We start from the raw sequence: 17,151 nt of genomic DNA, 5'->3' as shown, positions 1-17,151 counted from the left end.
GGTTACCGCGACGACCATCTCCCGCGAGCAGCACCGGCTGGCCTCGGAGCGGGTCGCCCGGGCGGGCCTGGCGGACCGGGTCACCATCCTCTTCCAGGATTACCGGGACCTTGCCGGGAGTTACGACAAGCTCGTCTCCATCGAGATGATCGAGGCCGTGGGGCACCATTTCTACGACGATTTCTTCCGGGTGTGCGAACGCCGCCTGAAGCCCGACGGGGCCATGGTGCTGCAGGCCATCACCATCCGGGACGACCGGTACCGTGCCCAGCTCGATCGGCCCGATTTCATCAAGCGCCACATCTTCCCGGGCGCATGCCTGCCCTCCATTGCCGCCATCTCGGATTCGGTGGCCCGGGTCACCGACCTCAAAGTGGTCCACCTGGAGGACATCACGCCCCACTATGCACGGACGCTGCAACTATGGCGGGAGCGCTTTTTCGCCAACCTGGACCGGGTTCGCGAGCTGGGCTACCCGGAGAAATTCATCCGCATGTGGGAGTTCTACCTGTGCTACTGCGAGGGGAGCTTTCTCGAACGGTACATCGGGGACGTTCAGATGATCCTGACCCGGCCCCTGAACCGCATGGCGCCGATTCTGCCCTCCCTGTAGCCATTTAACAGATGATGGATTCGCAAAAAGTCGATTTTCAGACGGTTTTGTAAAAAGGTCGAGATCAAGGCCTGCGAATCCCGAGGAATGAGCATACTTATGGTACGCCGCAGTGACGAGGGATACGCGTAACGCAGATTTCGGCTTTTTTGCGAAACCGTCAATAGATATATCGCCGGGGTGTATTCCCTCGCCGGACGATACGAACTCGCAGCACTTTCGCGGAAACGCCCTGTTTCGGTTTGGCTCAAACAGGCGTATCCTCCGGCGAGGGAATACACCCCGGCTCATTGGGTAGGCGGAGCATCCAAAAAGGGGCGGGTTTCGTTCCTCGAAGGACGCGACGCCTGTTCGAGCAATGAGGAATCTCTTATGTAGCCTGGCGGCCGCGAGTTCGTGGCGTTCTTCGAGGAACGAAACCCGTCCCGCCAGCCGAAGTTTATGCGATCTTTTGTTTTTTCGGCGGCCGGGGAAAGAAGGCGCTGGTGGTGCGGATGTATTCCGCATACCCCTCCCGATGCGTTTTGAGGGTGCTTTCCAGGAGGGTCACGCCCGAAACCTTGAGCAGGAGAAAGGTGATCAGGGCAGGTCCGATGACGGTGATGGCTCCAAGGGGAGTCGACAGCGCGATGAGGAAGATGCCCCACCAGATGAGGGTTTCACCGAAATAGTTGGGGTGCCGGGTCCAGGCCCAAAGACCGTATCGCATCACCTTGCCGCGGTTTTCGGGATGGGACAGGAAATGTTTCAACTGGAGATCCCCGAGGGTCTCGAAGATGAAGCCGATCGTCCAGAGGACCGTCCCTGCGATATCCGTCCAGAACAGGCGTTCCGCCCCGGGGATGGTCTGGGCGTGGACGAGGGGATAGGCGATCACCAGGAGAAGGGCGCCTTGGAGCAGGAAGATGTTCCAGAGGCTGGTGAGCCAGAACCGTTCTCCCCCCCGGCGGCGGAAGGCCCGGTATCGGGGGTCCTCGCCCTTGCCCCGGCTCCGGAGAAAGATGTGGATCGAAAGGCGGATCCCCCAGCAGGTGGTCAGCACCGTCATCAGCACCTTGCGGCCGATCCAGCCGTCGCCGACAACGGCCGAAAGCCATGCCACGAGAACAAACCCCAGTCCCCAGAAGACGTCGATGATGCTCGCGTTCCCTAAGGCGACGCTGACGACCCAGGCGGAGACAAATAATATCGCGACCCCGCTCAGATTAATCCCCAATACGCTCAGCAGTGCACTCCATTCCATTGCCATTCTCCTCGTTTTTGGATAGCGCTCCATTCCCTATCCGCCGTCCCGGCGCTGCTATGCTCATATCAAGCCCAGAAGGCCCGCCCGGAGCTTATCGGATAGCGGCGTTTTCCCGATCCAGATCGAAAAAAGTGCGGCAGAGAACTCGGCCCCCTCGACGGTTCCCTTCTCCTCGCCGTTGAGGGAGAGGGTGGTGCCGACGGCCGGGTCGTAGGCGAGGGTGTAGCGGTCGCCGGGCGAAACATTCTCATAGAGGCGATTGAACCGTTCGATCTCGGGCCCGAGCCTCTCGAAGGCCGTTTCGGAGGTATTTTTTCGGATCCAGACCCGGGTCGATTCGGCAAAATCCTCCTTTTTGATGGCGTGGAGGTATTCCAGCTCCAGCCGACGGGGCACGTCGGTGAGGGCCAGGTCAGCCGGAATCCCTTTCGGCAGGTAAAACGCGGCCACGGAGAGCTTGAAGATGCCCAGGTAGGTGATGACGCCCGCACCCTTGAGGGAGACCGGTTTTCCGTTAACCTCTCGGACGGCGCCGAACCCCACGCCCTCCAGGGTCACATTGGCGGCGGCGTCGACCCGGAGCGCCAATACCATCAGGACAGCGGCAAGTATAGCAGTGATTTTCATAACATTCCTCCCGACTTTCGGCGGCGTGAGACTGTCTCCGTTTCTGTCGTAATCGATCATTCAATGAATTACTAAGATAAGTATCGGGGAGAGGCGTGCAATCAGGGCAGGGTGGGGAGGAGATGAGGGGATTATCCCCTTGAAGACAGCGGCCCGTCCCCGAAGGTCGCGGACGGGCCGTTCCATTGAGATGGTGCAATACCGGCTACTGGGCGTCGCCGATGCCGACCTCCGCGAAGGTCTTGATCTCCGCAAGGATGCGGGTGGCGGCATCGATCAGCTCCATGGCCAGGGCCGCGCCGGTGCCCTCCCCCAGGCGGAATTCCAGGTGGAGGAGGGGACGGAGGCCCAGGTGGTCGAGCATGTAGCGGTGACCGGCCTCCACGCTGTTGTGGCTGGCGAAGAGGTAGGGCCGGGCCGCCGGCGCGAGTTCGCAGGCGATGAGGGCGCCGGCCGTGGCGATGAGGCCGTCGCAGACCGCCGGGATCCCGTGGGCCGCAGCCCCGATGACCAGGCCGGCCAGGCCGCCGATCTCGAGCCCCCCGACCTTTTCGAGGACGCCCAGGGGATCCTTCGGGTCCGGCCGGTGCAGGGCGAGCCCTTTTTCGATGGCCGCGATCTTTTTCCGGAGGCCGTCATCGTCGATCCCGGTTCCCCGCCCGGTCAGCTCCGGGACGGGAATGCCCGAGTAGGCGGCGATGATGGCCGTGGAGGGCGTGGTGTTGCCGATCCCCATGTCCCCCGTGCCGATCAGGTGGACCGGCCCTTCGGCCGTCAGCTCGTCGACGATTTCGATGCCGGCCTCGATGCTCCGGACGGCCTCGTCCCGGGTCATGGCCGGTTCCACGGCGAAATTGCCGGTGCCCTTGCGGACTTTTTTGTGGTAGATGGGCAGGTCCGGCGCAAAATCCCAGTTGACCCCAAGGTCCGCCACCCGGACCTCCGCCCCGGCATGGCGGGCCAGCACGCTCACGGACGCGCCGCCGCCAACGAAATTGTAAACCATCTGCGGCGTCACCTCCTGGGGAAAGAGGCTCACGCCCTCGGCGCAGATCCCGTGATCCCCGGCGCAGGTGATCACGATCTTTTTTTCGAGACGAACGTCGATTTTTCCGAAAATGCCGGCCAGGCGGGCGCCCACATCCTCCAGGATGCCCAGGCTCCCCGCAGGGCGCGCCTGGTTCCGGAGCCGGTCCTTCGCGGCTTCGTATGCGGCGGCGTCCGGCGCCTGGATGCGTTGAATGGTTTTTTCGAGAAGTCCCATGCGGTTTCCTCCATCTGTTTCGGGTGTTATCGGCAGCACCACCGCATGCGGCACGCACATGGGTGGGCTTTGGGTCGTTGTCGGGTTGCGGTGCGATCGCTAGAGCGGGACCGAGATCTTATCCCCCTTGATCTCCTTTTCAAACAGGGAAAGCCCGCGTTCCATGGCACAGAAATTCCCGCACATGGTGCAGGTCTTTTCATTTTCCGGGCTCCGGCTTTTCCGGATCTCCAGGGCCCGGTCCGGAAACATCAGGAGGCGGAGCTGGTCTTCCCACCGGGTGTCCCGACGGGCCAGGGAGACCTGCTTCTCCCGATTCCGGCGTTCGGGATATTTGGCGACGTCGCCGATGTGGACGGCCAGGCGGGTGACCCGGACCCCCTCCCGGACGTCCGCCTCGTTGGGCAGGGCCAGGTGCTCGGCCGGCGTGATGTAGCAGATGAGGTCGGCCCCGTGGCGGGCGGCGCTGGCCGCGCCGATGGCCGCGGTGATGTGGTCGTATCCGGCGCCGCAGTCCGCGGGCAGGGGACCCAGAACATAGTAGGGCGCGTTGCCGCTCATTCGTTTTTCCAGCATGATGTTGCCCGCGATCTCGTCCAGGGGGACGTGCCCCGGCCCTTCGACCATCATCTGGCAGCCCATCTCCCGGCCCAGCTCGGCCAGCTCGCAGTTGATGATCATCTCGGCCATCTGTGCCCGGTCGTGGCTGTCATGGATGGCGCCGGCCCGGATGCCGTTGCCCAGGGAAAGGACGGCGTCGTATTTCTTCATGAGGGCGCAGACCCGGTCGAACTGCTCGTAAAGCGGGTTTTCTTTTTTGTTGTATTCCATCCATGAAACCATGAAGGTCCCGCCCTTTGAAACCAGGCCGCCGTATCGGAAGCCCTGCTTCCTGAGGCGCTCGATGCTGAACTGGTTGATGCCGCAGTGGATGGCCATGAAGGAGATGCCGTCGGAAAGCTGGCGCTCGATGAGTTCGAAGAGGTATTCCGGGTCCAGCCTGTTGGGGTTTTTGTATTTCCGGGCCGCCTCGCAGAAGGCCTGATAGAGGGGGACGTTGCCCACGGGCAGATCGCAGTTGGCCAGGACGGCCTGCCGCACCTTGTCCAGGTCGCCGCCGGCCGACAGCTCCATGAGGGTGTCGGCGCCCTCTTCCTGGATCGCCCGGGCCTTCCGGACCTCCAGCTCAATGTCATAGATATCCGACGACGTCCCGATGGAGCCGTTCACCTTGGTCCGCAGGCCAGAGCCGATCCCCACCACCCGCTGGTGTTTCCGGTTGGGGTGGCTTGCGATGACGACCTCGCCCAGGGCGACCTTCCGCCGGATCGCCTCCGGTTCGAAATTTTCATTGCGCGCGACGGTTTCCATCTGTGGCGTCACGATCCCTTCCCGGGCCAGTTCAATCTGTGTTTTCATCCCTATTCTCCCATCGTTCAGGGGGTTCCAAAAAAAAACCGTGTTACAGGGAAACACCCCTGTAACACGGTTTTGCGGACGATACCGTGTCGTTGTTGGCGGCAGGTCTTCTGACTTGCGGATCTACGGCTTTCAGATAAGAACTTTGGACGGCGTTATCGCTTGTCGACGCATGACCATACGCCTTCCTCGCTCTGCCTTGCCAAAATCCTTATCTGAAAGCCTATACCCTTGGCCGCGCCTTCCCGTTCCTTTCGGATCAGTGGCGTTTTGCGGCCTCGGTCCCCGCGCACAGCGCTGGCCCAGCGTCACGGCATTTTACCGTGTTCCCTATTCTCCCTCGAAAGAGGGCACCGGCAACAAACGTGCGATCAAATTTTGCCCCTCTAAAGCACGATCGGCCGCAAATTGCAACCCCAATTTTTCCCCTGGACCCCCCCTGCGGGGCCATTTTGATGGATCGGCGGCGACCGCCGCCGGCGCTCATTGCGATCAGGTGAACCGTCCCCCGAGAGTGGGAAACAGCGCGGCCGGAATTCCCGATGCGCTCTCGGCTTTCCGGACCTCCGTGCTCCGGCATTTTGGGCAGGTGATTTCCCTTGCTGGGTCGTTTTCGGCCGCCTGGACTTCAAAATGTTGATGGCAGACCCGGCATTTGTATTCGCTTATCCGCATGATCGTCACCCCTCATCTGTCGGATTGCGTCATTCCGTGACGCGCGGCTGGATGCCCCCCCGGCCTTCCCGGGCGGCCGGTCCAGGCGATTTGGTTTGAATAACAGTATTGATCCCCATCGTCAAATCTGCCATAAGGATTATGAGCGATCGTTGAGCACGCTGCGGCCCTGATGGTTCAGCCCCTCCCGCCGATGCCGAAAACCCTCCCCGCGGGCTTCCGATAGGGCATGACGGGGCTCCAGCGCCCCGCGGAAACCGGCAAGACCCTTGAGCGAGGTTGTGGCATGATCATCGAAGAGTCCATAGAGATCCATGCGCCGCTGGCGACGGTGTGGCGGGTGTTTTCCCGGATGGAGGATTGGGAGAGCTGGAACACGGTGTGCGAGAACTGCTGCCTGATCGAGGGCGACGAAATGGCCGCGGGCACCTGTTTCACCTTCACCCTGAGGCCTTACCGCATTCCCCTCAAGATCGCGCCCAGAATCGTCAAGTGCGAGCCGGGAAAAGAGGTCGTCTGGGCCGGAAGCCGCCTGGGGGTCCATGCCGAGCACCGCTTCACCTTCGAGGAGCGGGGCGGCCGGGTGGTCCTCACCAGCGTCGAGAGCTTCCGCGGCCTGATGCTCTGGATCAGCCGGCTGGTTTTCGTGCCCGCCAAGCTCCATCGCCTGACCCGAAAGCTCCTTCTGGCCATCAAGTCCCAGGCCGAATCCTGCGGCGGCTGAAAGGAAGCGGTCTTCGTTTCATGGCGGGAGCCGAACGGCCGGCCCCCTGGAAACATGACACCCGGAAGAAAAGGAAGTCAACGGTATGCTGCAAAAGATCGATCCACGGAAGACCCGGGCCTGGGAGGCCCTCAGCGTCCACTGCGAGACGGCGAAACAGCTTCACATGCGGACCCTTTTTGCGGAGGACCCGGAGCGGTTTTCGCGGTTTTCCATCCGGTTGGGCGATATCCTCGTCGACTATTCCAAGAACATCCTCACGGAGGAGACCCGTAACCTCCTCGTGGCCCTGGCGGAGGAGACCGGCGTTCGGGAGGCCGTATCCCAGATGTTCGAAGGCGCGCCCATCAACGAGACGGAAGGCCGGGCCGTCCTGCACACGGCCCTCCGGAACCGGGAAAACCGTCCGGTCTACGTGGACGGCATCGACGTCATGCCCGAGGTCAACCAGATCCTTGCGAAGGTGGCCTCCTTTTCCGGGAGGATCTCCTCCGGGGACTGGCGCGGATACACCGGCAAGCGCATCACCGATATCGTCAACATCGGCATCGGGGGGTCGGACCTGGGCCCGGTCATGGTGACGGAATGCCTGAAACCCTACATCCGGGAGGGGCTTTCAGTCCATTTCGTGTCCAACGTGGACGGGACCCATATCGCAGAGACCCTGAAGCGGCTGAACCCCGAGACCGTTCTCTTCATGATCGCCTCCAAGACCTTCACCACCCAGGAGACCATGACCAACGCCTTTACCGCCCGGGCCTGGTTTCTGGAGCAAACCGGGAACCCCGAAGGCGTTCCCCGTCATTTCGTGGCCATCTCGACCAACGCGGCGGCGGTGGCGGCCTTCGGCATCGACCGGGAAAACATGTTCGGCTTCTGGGACTGGGTGGGCGGGCGGTATTCCCTCTGGTCGGCCATCGGGCTTTCCATCGCCTGCGCCGTCGGCTACGAGCGCTTCTCCGAACTCCTCGACGGCGCCTTCGAGGCGGACCGGCACTTCCGCAGCGCGCCCCTTGCGGAAAACATCCCCGTCATCCTGGCCATGATCGGCGTCTGGTACACCAATTTCTTCGGCGCGCGGACGGAGGCGATCCTGCCCTACGACCAGTACATGCACCGGTTTCCGGCCTATTTCCAGCAGGGCAACATGGAGAGCAACGGCAAGTCCGTCGACCGGAGCGGCCGTCCGGTCGCCTACGCCACCGGCCCCGTCATCTGGGGGGAGCCGGGCACCAACGGCCAGCATGCCTTCTATCAGCTCATCCACCAGGGCACCCAGATGGTCCCCGCCGATTTCCTGGCCCCGGCCGTGAGCCACAATCCCCTGGGGGACCACCACGCCATCCTGCTGTCCAATTTCTTCGCCCAGACCGAGGCCCTTATGAACGGCAGGACCCTGGCGGAGGTGAAGGCCGAGCTTGCGGCGGCCGGCACAAGCGACGCGGAGGTCGCCCGGCTCGCCCCCCACAGGGTTTTCACCGGCAACCGCCCCACGAATTCGATCCTGTTCCGGAAGCTCACCCCCAGGGTGCTGGGCAGCCTCATCGCCATTTACGAGCACAAGATATTCGTCCAGGGGGTGGTCTGGAACATCTTCAGCTTCGATCAATGGGGGGTGGAGCTGGGAAAGGCCCTGGCAAAGAAGATACTGCCGGAACTGGCGGACGACCGGCCCGCGACCGACCACGACAGTTCCACCAGCGGCCTGATCAGCGCATATAAGGCCATGCGCGCGGGCCGGTGACGTTCCCGCGGCCGGGCGATTGCAAGCGGTTTTTCCGCCCATCCGAGAAAACCCACATCGGGAGAAGCATCCATGCAGGATTTGACCCGGGCGCAAAAAGCCCGTATGGCGATTCGATCCTTCAAGACCATCGCCCATGCCCTGGCATTGCGGGGCTTTTACATGCCTTCGGAAAAATTGGGGCAGCAGCTTGCCGAATGCCTCCTCAACCTGGGCCCGGAAATCTACGGCACCATGAACGACCCCAGGATCACCGAGCTGAAGGGCCTGGAATATGTCATCGACCGCCTGCCGCGGGGCATCGAGAAATGCACACGGATCATCCTCACCGAGGAGGAGCAGATCGGCGAAAGCTCCTTCGAGATCATCGAGCCCCTGAAACGGCGGCGTACATGCTACCGCATCAGCGAGAAGGAAATCTGCTTTGCCGTCACCCGCGGACTGAGCGAGATCTACGATATCCTGACCCACCTGACCTTCCTCTATATCGAGGCCCGAAAACTCCACGCGCGGATGGCCGATGAGGCGGGCAACATCACCATCGAATGGAACGACCTGGAGAAGAACGTTCAGCGATTTCACCACAGCGGCCTCACCCTCAGCGGGAGGGACCTGGACCAGGCGATCTGGAACCTCAGCATCATCCTGGGGCGCTCCTATAACGAAACCCGCCAGTCCTATGAACATTTCGAGAAAAACAAACGGCACTCCAACCGGAATGATTCCTTTTTTTCCCTGATCTACCATCTCGGGAACACGGTCGCGATGGGCGAGAAATCCCGGGAGGACGCCCTGGTCATCTATCTCACGCCATCGCTCATGAGCATCATCGGCCACCAGCGCTACGGTCATAAATGGTCGCTGGACATCAAGGCCAGGCTGATGGAACTCGGGCTTCAGGACCGGCCCCTCCACGTGATCAGCGCCAATCTCCACAGCACGGTCAATCTCCTTTATGGGTATGCCTTCAAAGAACGAGATGAGGATGTGAAAGGGCTTTCCCTCTACGACTTCATCGTCCGGATCCGGGAGCAGAGCGACCAGATCCGGCTCTATGCCCGGGACCACGGAATGAATGAGCTTCCCGATCAGTCCGGGAGCCACATCGATTGCCAGATTATCGACACGGCCCGGCTTCAGGGGGTGCCCTTTCATCCGAAGCTGGCCATCGACCCGGGCGGCGGTCCCGAAAAACCGGTTCTGCTGGTGATGGACTATGCCTTCGGGGCCCAGGCGTTTGAGGTCATGGACTGCCTCTTGAACCCTTACTCGGAGGAGGACCAAGAGCGTCCGATACAGATCGCGTCGATTTCCGTGATGGGGAAAGCCGGCATATTGCCGGGAAAAAAAGGGGATATCATGCTGGCCACCGCCCATGTGATCGAAGGCACCTCCGACAACTATATCTTTCATAACGATCTCGTTCCCGAGGATTTCGACGGCGATATCGACATCTATGTCGGCCCCATGATCACGGTGCTGGGGACCTCCCTCCAGAACCGCGACATGCTGAGCCGGTTTCAGTCGAGCTGGAACACGGTGGGGCTCGAGATGGAGGGCGGCCACTATCAGCGGGCCATCAACGCGGCCATCATCAAGGGGCATATATCGGGCGACGTCAGGGTGCGGTATGCCTATTACGCCTCGGACAATCCGCTCGTCAGCGGGCAGACCCTGGCCGCCGGCGACATGGGCCATGAAGGGGTTCGCCCGACCTACATGGTGACGAAGGTGATCCTGGAGAAGATCTTCGGCACCGCGTCCGGCGGGAAATCAAACGAATCCGGTTTACAGACCATTTTGCAAAAAGGAGGCATCGATGAAGAAGAGGGCGTTTCTGGCCATCACCCTTTCAGCAATGATCCTTGCGGCGGCGATACTGCCGGAGCCGGCCCCGGCGGCGGATGCCGAAACCCTGGATCGCCTGGAGCGGCTCATCCGGCAGCAGCAGGACCAGATCGAGGCCCAGCGGAAGGCAATTGAAGACCTCAAGCGCCAGGTGGACGGCCTTAAGGCTGCCCCGCCGCCCGCGGCCGCAGCAGCCGGGCCGGCCGCGCCGGCGGAGAAGCTGACGATCACCAGCGGTACGCCCAAGGCCAATGTCCAGCTCTACGGCCAGGTCAACCGGGGCGTTCTTGTCGTGGACGACGGTGAAAAGACCCGGGGGCACCAGGTGGACAACGATGCCTCCTCGACGCGGATCGGGCTTCAGGGCGCGGCCAATCCCGGCGGCGAGTTCGAGATCGGCACCCGGATCGAGGTCCAGTTCGAGGCCAACTCGAGCAGCGTGATCAACCAGATCGACAACACCGACGAGGGGCCCGACAACTTCACCAAACGCTGGCTCGATCTCTATCTGAAGCACGAGCGGTTCGGAAAACTCTTTGTGGGGTACGGCAGCACGGCCTCGGACGGTACGTCGGAGGTGGATTTTTCGGGGACGGACGTGGTCGGGTACGCCGACATATCGACTGTCGGCGGAGGCTTCTTCTGGTACGATGCGTCGCTTGGCGACCTCGACTTCGACACCACCATCGGCGACGTCTTCACGGACATGGACGGCCTCAGCCGGAAAAACCGGATCCGGTACGATTCCCCCAGCTTTTACGGGCTCATGGCGGGAACCTCCTGGATCAGCGAGGGAGGCGGCGATGTCGCCCTCAAATATGCATCCGAGTTTGAAAGCTTCAAGCTGGCGGCCCAGGCCGCCTATGCCGACCCCGGCGGGACCTCCGGCTCCTTGGACAACCAGTTCAACGGGTCCGCGTCCATCCTTCACGAAAGCGGCCTCAACTTCACCGTGTCCGGCGGTCTCCAGGATTACAAGGGGGACCGGGACGACAACGGCACCTTCCTCTACGGCAAGCTGGGATATCGGCTCAACGTCTGCCCCCTGGGCATGACGGCCTTTTCCATTGACGGCGGCCTGAACAGCGACATCCAGCAGGACGGCGACGACGGCACCGCCTTCGGCGCCCAGATGGTCCAGAATTTTACGGAATGGGCCACCGAGTTCTACCCGGGATATCGTTTTTACCATCTCGACCGGGAACTGTCGGATTACGAGGACTTCAATTCCCTGCTGACCGGTTTCCGGGTGAAATTCTGATGCGGCCGGGGAGGCGGAGTTTCCGGGGTGCCGGACGGATGGTGATTCTGGCTGCTGTCGTGGGTCTGTTTCCATGGGCCTGCACCCATGCGCCCAAACCCTTCGCGTATGAAACGAATCGTGAACTCAAGCCCGGGCCGGGGCTTTTTTCCGGCGAGGACGGCGTGTTCACGATCTACGGGGCGTCCGAGGACCCCGAGCCGCAGGCATCCGTCGAAAAAGGGGCAGCCAAAGGGGACCCGGCCCCGGAGGTTCGGGAAGGAAAAGACCGGCCGCACGAATGAAGGTGAATCGGGCCGCGGCGGCGGATTTCACCCCTTCGGCCCGCAAACCATAAACCCTACCGCGTCTTCTCTTTTCGCGTTTCACCCGGGGGAGAGAGGGTGTCATTCAACAACCGCTTATGCATTCGGAGAAACGTTTATGAAGAAATTTATGTTGCTGACGGCATTGGTTCTGGCATCGACCCTGTTATCCGCCTGTGCCACCACGACCGGCTCTTCCACGCCGGCCATTGACGGAATCCTGCAGAATAAGGAACTGGTGGTGGGGACATCGGGAAGCCAGCCGCCCTTTTCCATGACCACCAAGGACGGAAAGCTGATCGGCTTTGACATCGACCTGGCCAGGGCCATGGCGGATTCCATCGGGGTGACCCTCTCGCTCAAAACCATGCCGTTCGACCAGCTGCTGCCGGCCCTCCAGGCCGGAAATCTGGATCTGGTGATTTCCGGGCTGACCATCACGCCCGCCCGAAACCTGGGCGTCGCCTTTGTCGGGCCCTATTTCATCTCCGGGAAATCCGTGCTGACCAAGCTGGACACCATCGCCGCAATCGAGGACGCCTCAGAGATCAATACCCCCGGAATGACCCTGACCGCCCTGCAGGGATCGACCAGCCAGGAGTTCATCGAGACGGCCACGCCCGAGGCGACCTTCATCCCCGCCAGGGATTACGACGAGGCCGTGGATCTGGTGCTGAAGGACACGGTGAAGGCCATGGTCGCCGATTACCCCATCTGCATCATTTCGGTTTTCAGGCATCCGGAGAGCGGGTTGATCTCCATGATCCGGCCCTTGTCGTTCGAGCCGCTGGGCATCGCCCTGCCCAAGGGGGACCCGCTCTTCGTCAACTGGGCGGAGAATTTCCTTAATACCTATCAGGGGACAGGCAGGCTGGACGAGTTGAAGGAGGTCTGGTTCGGAGACGCCTCCTGGGTGGAACAGCTTCCCTGATCGCCGCCGCCGCGCCCTGTTTTCGCCTTGCCGGGCAGGCCCGGCAGGGGGGCTCAGGGTGCATTCTCCCGGATCGGCTTGCCTTTGGTGATGAAGGATATGGAGTGGCTGCCTTTCATGCCGGTCATGACGCATTCGACGATGGGCGTGTTGACCGGGACCCTGGATGACCAGGTGACGATGAAGTTCGCCCCCCAGCCGCCGCTGGTGTCCGAGGCCGGGATGAAGAAATAGGCCGATCCCATGGGGTTGATGGGTTTGGGGTCGGCCAGGAACGCCCGGACCAGCGTACCTTCCGAATCATAATACCGGACCGAGGTGACGGTCAGGGACTGGTCGGGATCCGTGTTCCGGATGCTGAGGTTGGCCGACAGGTTGAAAGACATCTTCCTGTCCCCGATGAAGATGTGGGAATATACCGGGACATAGAGGCTCTGCCCCTGGGAAAACTGGACCTCTTCGGCAGATGCCGGAGGGGTGAGCGAAAGCATGCAGCATGCCAGCGCGACCCGGAGCGGGAATGACCGCCATCGGTTTTGAATCATCATCGTGCATTCTCCTTGTTTCCCATCCCTTAACAATTCCCTGCCGATTTGACAATCCTAACGGCGCGCCCCGGGGAATGCAGCGGCCGGGCCTTGAAGAAATGGATGGACGGCCCGGCAGGCGGCGGGTATATTGGGATGAAAGAGGCCCGAGCAGGGAGGGCCGGTGGGGAAACATGAACGGGAGGATGCCATGTTTGAGGATCGCATACGCTATAAGCCGCTGATGGATAAAATCACCGATCCGGATGCGGCGTGCGCCTATATTCAGAACGGGACGAACGTGTTTATTTCGGGATTCACCGCAGGATACCCCAAACTGATTCCCAAGGCCCTGGTCCGGCGGGCTGCAAAGGGGGAGCGGTTCAAGATCAACCTGTTCGCCGGGGCGTCCACCGGCGAAGGCGTCGACGGCATTCTGGCCGAGGCGGGCCTGGTGGCCTGGCGAAGGCCTTACATGAGCAACCGGACCATGCGGAACCTGATCAACGCCGACGAGATCAAATTCAAGGACGACCATCTTTCCCGGCTCTCCGCCCAGGTCCGGGACGGCGGCTGGGGACGGGCCCACGTGGCCGTGGTCGAGGCCGCGGCCATTACCGAGAAGGGGCACCTGATCCCCACCATGTCCGTGGGGAACACCCCCACCTATGTCCGGGAGGCGGAAAGGATCATCATCGAGATCTCCTCGGAGCCGCCCGAGCTGGAAGGCATCCACGACATCTTCATTCCCGAGGACCCCCCCTACCGCATGCCGATTCCCATCTACCGGACGGGCGATCGCATCGGCAAACCCTTTATCGAGATGGACCCGGGGAAGGTGGTGGCGATCCTCTCCAGCGAGGAGGAGGATAGCTGCGCGGTCTTCACCGAGCCCGACGCGGTTTCCCGGCGGATCGCCCTGCACATTCTCGATTTTGTCACGCATGAAATCCAGCATGACCGCATGCCGCGCTTCCTGCCGTGGCAGTCCGGGGTCGGGGATATCGCCAATGCGGTGTTGAGCGGTTTCCTTGAAAACGACTTCTTCCACACCATCGACATCTATTCGGAGGTGCTGCAGGATGCCGTCCTGGACCTCATCGACATGGGCAAGGTCAGGGCTGCGTCGGGATCGGCCATGACCCTCTCTCACAAGGCCCGGAAGCGGTTTTTCAACGAGCTCTACCGGTACAAGGAGAAGGTCGTCCTCCGGCCGGTGGAGATCTCCAACTCTCCGGAGGTGGTGCGGCGGCTGGGGGTGATCGCCATCAACACGGCCATCGAGGTCGATATCTACGGCCATGTCAATTCCACCCACGTCATGGGGTCCCAGCTCATGAACGGCATCGGCGGTTCCGGGGATTTTCTCCGGAACGGGGCGCTGACGTTCATCGTCACCCCCAGCACGGCCAAGGGCGGCAAGATCTCCGCCATCGTGCCCATGGTCTCCCATGTGGACCACAACGAGCACTCGGTGGACGTGATCGTCACCGAGCACGGGCTGGTGGACACCCGGCCCATGACCCCCCGGCAGGTGGCTGAGGCCGTGATCAAAAAATGCGCCCATCCGGACTACCGGGACCTGCTTTGGGACTATTACCAGCGGGCCGTCCGGACCGCCGGGGGCCATGAGCCCCATATCCTGGGCGAGGCCTTCGGCTTCCACGAACGCTTCATGGCCACCGGCGACATGCATCCCGGCCGGCGGCTTTAGTCGTTTTCATCCTCACGGATGCTGAGTCAAGGAACTTTCAAATGGATCAAATCAATGATGTCAAAAAGGCAGCCGCCCAGGCCCCGGAATGGATCGCCGCCGCCGCAGCCTATCAGGCCGATGCCCTCCAGCGCGGCATCCTGTTCGCGGACATTCTCCGCAGGCGGGGCAACACCTATCTGGACCACATCCGGGAGGGGCAGCCGCCGGTGCTGGTGTTCAAATACGAATGGGTTCTGGACGGCAGGACCCTGGAACGTCCGGTCAATTACGCCATCGTTCAGATCATCGACCGGCGCAAGCCGGATGTGCCGGACGGAGCGGAACGGCTGCGGAACGAGCGAAGGAGTGCCCTGCCGAAGATCCCCCGCCGCAGCTTCCAGAGGCGACCCATCGTGGTGATCGATCCCCGTGCGGGCCACGGGCCGGGGATCGGGGGGTCCAAGCTCGATTCCCAGATCGGCATGGCCCTGAACCAGGGGCATCCCGTCTATTTCGTGATGTTCTTCACCGACCCGGTTCCGGGTCAGACCCTGGCCGACGTTCAGGCGGCCGAGGTGCGGTTTCTGGAGGAGGTGGCCCGCCGCCACCCCGAAGCCGACAAGCCCGCCGTGATCGGCAACTGCCAGGCGGGCTGGGCTGCGGCCCTGATCGGTGCGGACCGGCCCGACGTTACCGGGCCCCTCGTCTTCAACGGCTCGCCCCTGTCCTACTGGGGCGGCGTGGAGGGGGCCAACCCCATGCGCTACAAGGGGGGGCTCACGGGCGGCGTCTGGCTGACCTCCCTCTGGTGCGACCTGGGCGACGGCCAGTTTGACGGCGCCAATCTCGTGGCGGGCTTTGAGGACCTCAACCCCGCCAACACCCTCTGGACCAAGCAGTACAACGTCTGGGCCAACGTGGATACGGAGGCGGAGCGTTTTCTGAATTTCGAGAAGTGGTGGGGCGGCTTCTTCAAGATGAACCGGGAAGAGATCCACTTCATCGTGGAGAGCCTCTTTGTGGGGAACGAACTGGAGCAGGGCTATCTGAAGCTCCAGGAGGGCAAGGCGATCCATCTTAAAAACTTCAAGGACCCCATTGTCGTGTTCGCCTCCCGGGGAGACAACATCACCCCTCCCCAGCAGGCCCTGAACTGGATCGTCAAAGTCTACGGCACGGTGGACGAGATCAAGCGGAGCGGCCAGGTGATCGTCTATGTCGTCCATGAAAGCATCGGGCATCTGGGGATTTTTGTTTCGGGAAGCGTCGCCAGGAGGGAGCACCGCGAGATCATCGGTACCCTGGAGATGCTCGACTATCTCAGGCCGGGGCTCTATGAGATGGTCATCCGGGATGACGCGGCGCGCCCCGGGAGTTACAATGTGGAGTTCGCGGAGCGGGGGATGGCCGACATCCAGGCCCTGGACGACGGCCTGACGGATGAGGATGCCTTTCGCCCGGTGGCCGCCGTATCCCGTTTCAACGACCTCGTCTATCGCACCTTCCTGAGCCCGTGGGTGCGCCTTTCTGTCAACGCATGGACGGCGGAGGCGATCCGCCAGCTCCACCCGCTCCGGGTCCAGCGCTACATCTTTTCCGACCTGAACCCCGTGATGGCCGCCGCGGCCCGCCTGGCGCCCGTGGTCAAGGCGAACCGCCGCCCCGCCGACGCCGCCAATCCGTTTGTGGCCTGGGAGCGGTGCTTTTCCGAGGCGGTGACCGTCATGCTCGACTGCTGGCGGGAAATCCGGGATACGGCCCAGGAGACGACGTTCCGGGCCGTCTACGACAATGTGTGGATGAAGACGCTGTTTCCCGAAACGGGCCGGGACAGCGGGCGCGAGCCTGCCCGGGAAGTCTCCAAGGAAGAGGAAACGATCCGCCGGGAGCTCTGGCATCAGGTGATGGAGCGGGGGGGATTCGCCGAGGCGGTGGTCCGGATCATCCTGGCGGTGGCCGGCGCCAACAAGGCGACGGACCGGCGGCAGTATGCCGTGGCGACAAAAATCATCCGGGTCAACGATCGGCTGAAGGACCTGACGCCCGATGAGCTGAAATGGCTGGTCAAGCAGCAGGCCGCCGTCCTGGAGAAGGACCCTGCCCTCGCGCTGAAAACCCTGGCCACGCTGCTTCCCGGGGCGGACGACCGGATTGAGGCCCTGGAGATCGCTGACAGCATCGCCTCGGCGGACCTGGAGATGGATGCGCCCGAGCAGAAAATCCTCGCGGAGATCCGGGAGGTTCTGGGGATCTGACCGCCCCGGCGCACCC

General features: G+C 62.2%; 14 protein-coding genes and 1 riboswitch. Of the genes, 8 read left to right on the top strand and 6 right to left on the bottom strand.

Translation table 11 applies throughout. The annotated features are described in order from the left end of the window. On the top strand, window positions 1-613 hold a 613-nt coding region (locus ACEW8N_RS20780), incomplete at its 5' end, for a class I SAM-dependent methyltransferase (protein ID WP_373501786.1). 439 nt (window positions 614-1,052) lie between these two features. Here ACEW8N_RS20780 and ACEW8N_RS20775 read toward each other — a convergent pair. The 5 genes from ACEW8N_RS20775 to ACEW8N_RS20755 form a co-directional block, all read right to left on the bottom strand. Beyond that, window positions 1,053-1,856: a DUF1295 domain-containing protein gene (locus ACEW8N_RS20775; protein WP_373501785.1), complete on the bottom strand. Its 804-nt coding sequence runs from the start codon at window positions 1,854-1,856 to the stop codon at window positions 1,053-1,055. Between the two features lie 63 nt (window positions 1,857-1,919). Continuing rightward, complete coding sequence (locus tag ACEW8N_RS20770) at window positions 1,920-2,486, bottom strand: chalcone isomerase family protein (RefSeq protein WP_373501784.1); 567 nt, start codon at window positions 2,484-2,486, stop codon at window positions 1,920-1,922. Between the two features lie 205 nt (window positions 2,487-2,691). Then, window positions 2,692-3,750 (bottom strand): nicotinate-nucleotide--dimethylbenzimidazole phosphoribosyltransferase, encoded by a 1,059-nt coding sequence (gene cobT / locus ACEW8N_RS20765; RefSeq protein WP_373501783.1) that lies wholly within the window; start codon window positions 3,748-3,750, stop codon window positions 2,692-2,694. Window positions 3,751-3,849: 99 nt separating this feature from the next. Continuing rightward, the gene (gene thiC / locus ACEW8N_RS20760) at window positions 3,850-5,169 is read right to left on the bottom strand and encodes a phosphomethylpyrimidine synthase ThiC (protein ID WP_373501782.1); all 1,320 of its coding nucleotides are present in this window, start codon (window positions 5,167-5,169) and stop codon (window positions 3,850-3,852) included. 82 nt (window positions 5,170-5,251) lie between these two features. Beyond that, a riboswitch (cobalamin riboswitch) is annotated at window positions 5,252-5,542 on the bottom strand. A 119-nt stretch (window positions 5,543-5,661) separates the two neighbouring features. Then, window positions 5,662-5,844: an FmdB family zinc ribbon protein gene (locus tag ACEW8N_RS20755; RefSeq protein ID WP_373501781.1), complete on the bottom strand. Its 183-nt coding sequence runs from the start codon at window positions 5,842-5,844 to the stop codon at window positions 5,662-5,664. A gap of 286 nt (window positions 5,845-6,130) precedes the next feature. Here ACEW8N_RS20755 and ACEW8N_RS20750 point away from each other — a divergent pair, with 286 nt between their 5' ends. The 5 genes from ACEW8N_RS20750 to ACEW8N_RS20730 all read left to right on the top strand — a co-directional run bounded on the left by ACEW8N_RS20750 (window position 6,131) and on the right by ACEW8N_RS20730 (window position 12,657). Beyond that, window positions 6,131-6,568 carry an SRPBCC family protein gene (locus tag ACEW8N_RS20750; RefSeq protein ID WP_373501780.1) on the top strand — a complete coding sequence of 146 codons (438 nt, stop codon included), beginning with the start codon at window positions 6,131-6,133 and terminating at the stop codon, window positions 6,566-6,568. 85 nt (window positions 6,569-6,653) lie between these two features. Beyond that, a complete protein-coding gene (pgi, locus tag ACEW8N_RS20745) occupies window positions 6,654-8,312 on the top strand; it encodes a glucose-6-phosphate isomerase (protein ID WP_373501779.1) in 1,659 nt (552 codons plus the stop codon). A 72-nt stretch (window positions 8,313-8,384) separates the two neighbouring features. Next, complete coding sequence (locus ACEW8N_RS20740) at window positions 8,385-10,295, top strand: hypothetical protein (protein WP_373501778.1); 1,911 nt, start codon at window positions 8,385-8,387, stop codon at window positions 10,293-10,295. Window positions 10,296-11,459: 1,164 nt separating this feature from the next. Continuing rightward, window positions 11,460-11,705, top strand: coding sequence for a hypothetical protein (locus ACEW8N_RS20735; protein ID WP_373501777.1), 246 nt, complete (start codon window positions 11,460-11,462; stop codon window positions 11,703-11,705). A 139-nt stretch (window positions 11,706-11,844) separates the two neighbouring features. After that, window positions 11,845-12,657, top strand: coding sequence for a transporter substrate-binding domain-containing protein (locus ACEW8N_RS20730; protein WP_373501776.1), 813 nt, complete (start codon window positions 11,845-11,847; stop codon window positions 12,655-12,657). Between the two features lie 53 nt (window positions 12,658-12,710). Here ACEW8N_RS20730 and ACEW8N_RS20725 read toward each other — a convergent pair whose 3' ends face one another. Next, window positions 12,711-13,205, bottom strand: a complete 495-nt coding sequence (locus tag ACEW8N_RS20725) for a DUF3124 domain-containing protein (RefSeq protein ID WP_373501775.1) — start codon at window positions 13,203-13,205, stop codon at window positions 12,711-12,713. Between the two features lie 190 nt (window positions 13,206-13,395). On the opposite strand from ACEW8N_RS20725, the gene ACEW8N_RS20720 reads away from it, so the two are divergent. Together ACEW8N_RS20720 and ACEW8N_RS20715 are read left to right on the top strand one after the other, a co-directional pair. Next, on the top strand, window positions 13,396-14,898 hold the full coding sequence (locus tag ACEW8N_RS20720) for a succinate CoA transferase (RefSeq protein ID WP_373501774.1): 1,503 nt from the start codon (window positions 13,396-13,398) through the stop codon (window positions 14,896-14,898). Between the two features lie 41 nt (window positions 14,899-14,939). After that, window positions 14,940-17,135, top strand: a complete 2,196-nt coding sequence (locus ACEW8N_RS20715; RefSeq protein WP_373501773.1) for a DUF3141 domain-containing protein — start codon at window positions 14,940-14,942, stop codon at window positions 17,133-17,135. The last annotated feature ends 16 nt before the right edge of the window (window positions 17,136-17,151 follow it).

It is taken from the genome of Desulfococcus sp. (assembly GCF_041737845.1).
GTDB lineage: Bacteria > Desulfobacterota > Desulfobacteria > Desulfobacterales > Desulfococcaceae > Desulfococcus.
This window is presented reverse-complemented; position numbering and strand designations above follow the sequence as displayed.

Coding starts and splice junctions, on each gene's coding strand:
- ACEW8N_RS20775 (WP_373501785.1), bottom strand. CDS start 1,856: ATGGAATGGAGTGCACTGCTGAGCGTATTGGGGATTAATCTGAGCGGG.
- ACEW8N_RS20770 (WP_373501784.1), bottom strand. CDS start 2,486: ATGAAAATCACTGCTATACTTGCCGCTGTCCTGATGGTATTGGCGCTC.
- cobT (WP_373501783.1), bottom strand. CDS start 3,750: ATGGGACTTCTCGAAAAAACCATTCAACGCATCCAGGCGCCGGACGCC.
- thiC (WP_373501782.1), bottom strand. CDS start 5,169: ATGAAAACACAGATTGAACTGGCCCGGGAAGGGATCGTGACGCCACAG.
- ACEW8N_RS20755 (WP_373501781.1), bottom strand. CDS start 5,844: ATGCGGATAAGCGAATACAAATGCCGGGTCTGCCATCAACATTTTGAA.
- ACEW8N_RS20750 (WP_373501780.1), top strand. CDS start 6,131: ATGATCATCGAAGAGTCCATAGAGATCCATGCGCCGCTGGCGACGGTG.
- pgi (WP_373501779.1), top strand. CDS start 6,654: ATGCTGCAAAAGATCGATCCACGGAAGACCCGGGCCTGGGAGGCCCTC.
- ACEW8N_RS20740 (WP_373501778.1), top strand. CDS start 8,385: ATGCAGGATTTGACCCGGGCGCAAAAAGCCCGTATGGCGATTCGATCC.
- ACEW8N_RS20735 (WP_373501777.1), top strand. CDS start 11,460: ATGGTGATTCTGGCTGCTGTCGTGGGTCTGTTTCCATGGGCCTGCACC.
- ACEW8N_RS20730 (WP_373501776.1), top strand. CDS start 11,845: ATGAAGAAATTTATGTTGCTGACGGCATTGGTTCTGGCATCGACCCTG.
- ACEW8N_RS20725 (WP_373501775.1), bottom strand. CDS start 13,205: ATGATGATTCAAAACCGATGGCGGTCATTCCCGCTCCGGGTCGCGCTG.
- ACEW8N_RS20720 (WP_373501774.1), top strand. CDS start 13,396: ATGTTTGAGGATCGCATACGCTATAAGCCGCTGATGGATAAAATCACC.
- ACEW8N_RS20715 (WP_373501773.1), top strand. CDS start 14,940: ATGGATCAAATCAATGATGTCAAAAAGGCAGCCGCCCAGGCCCCGGAA.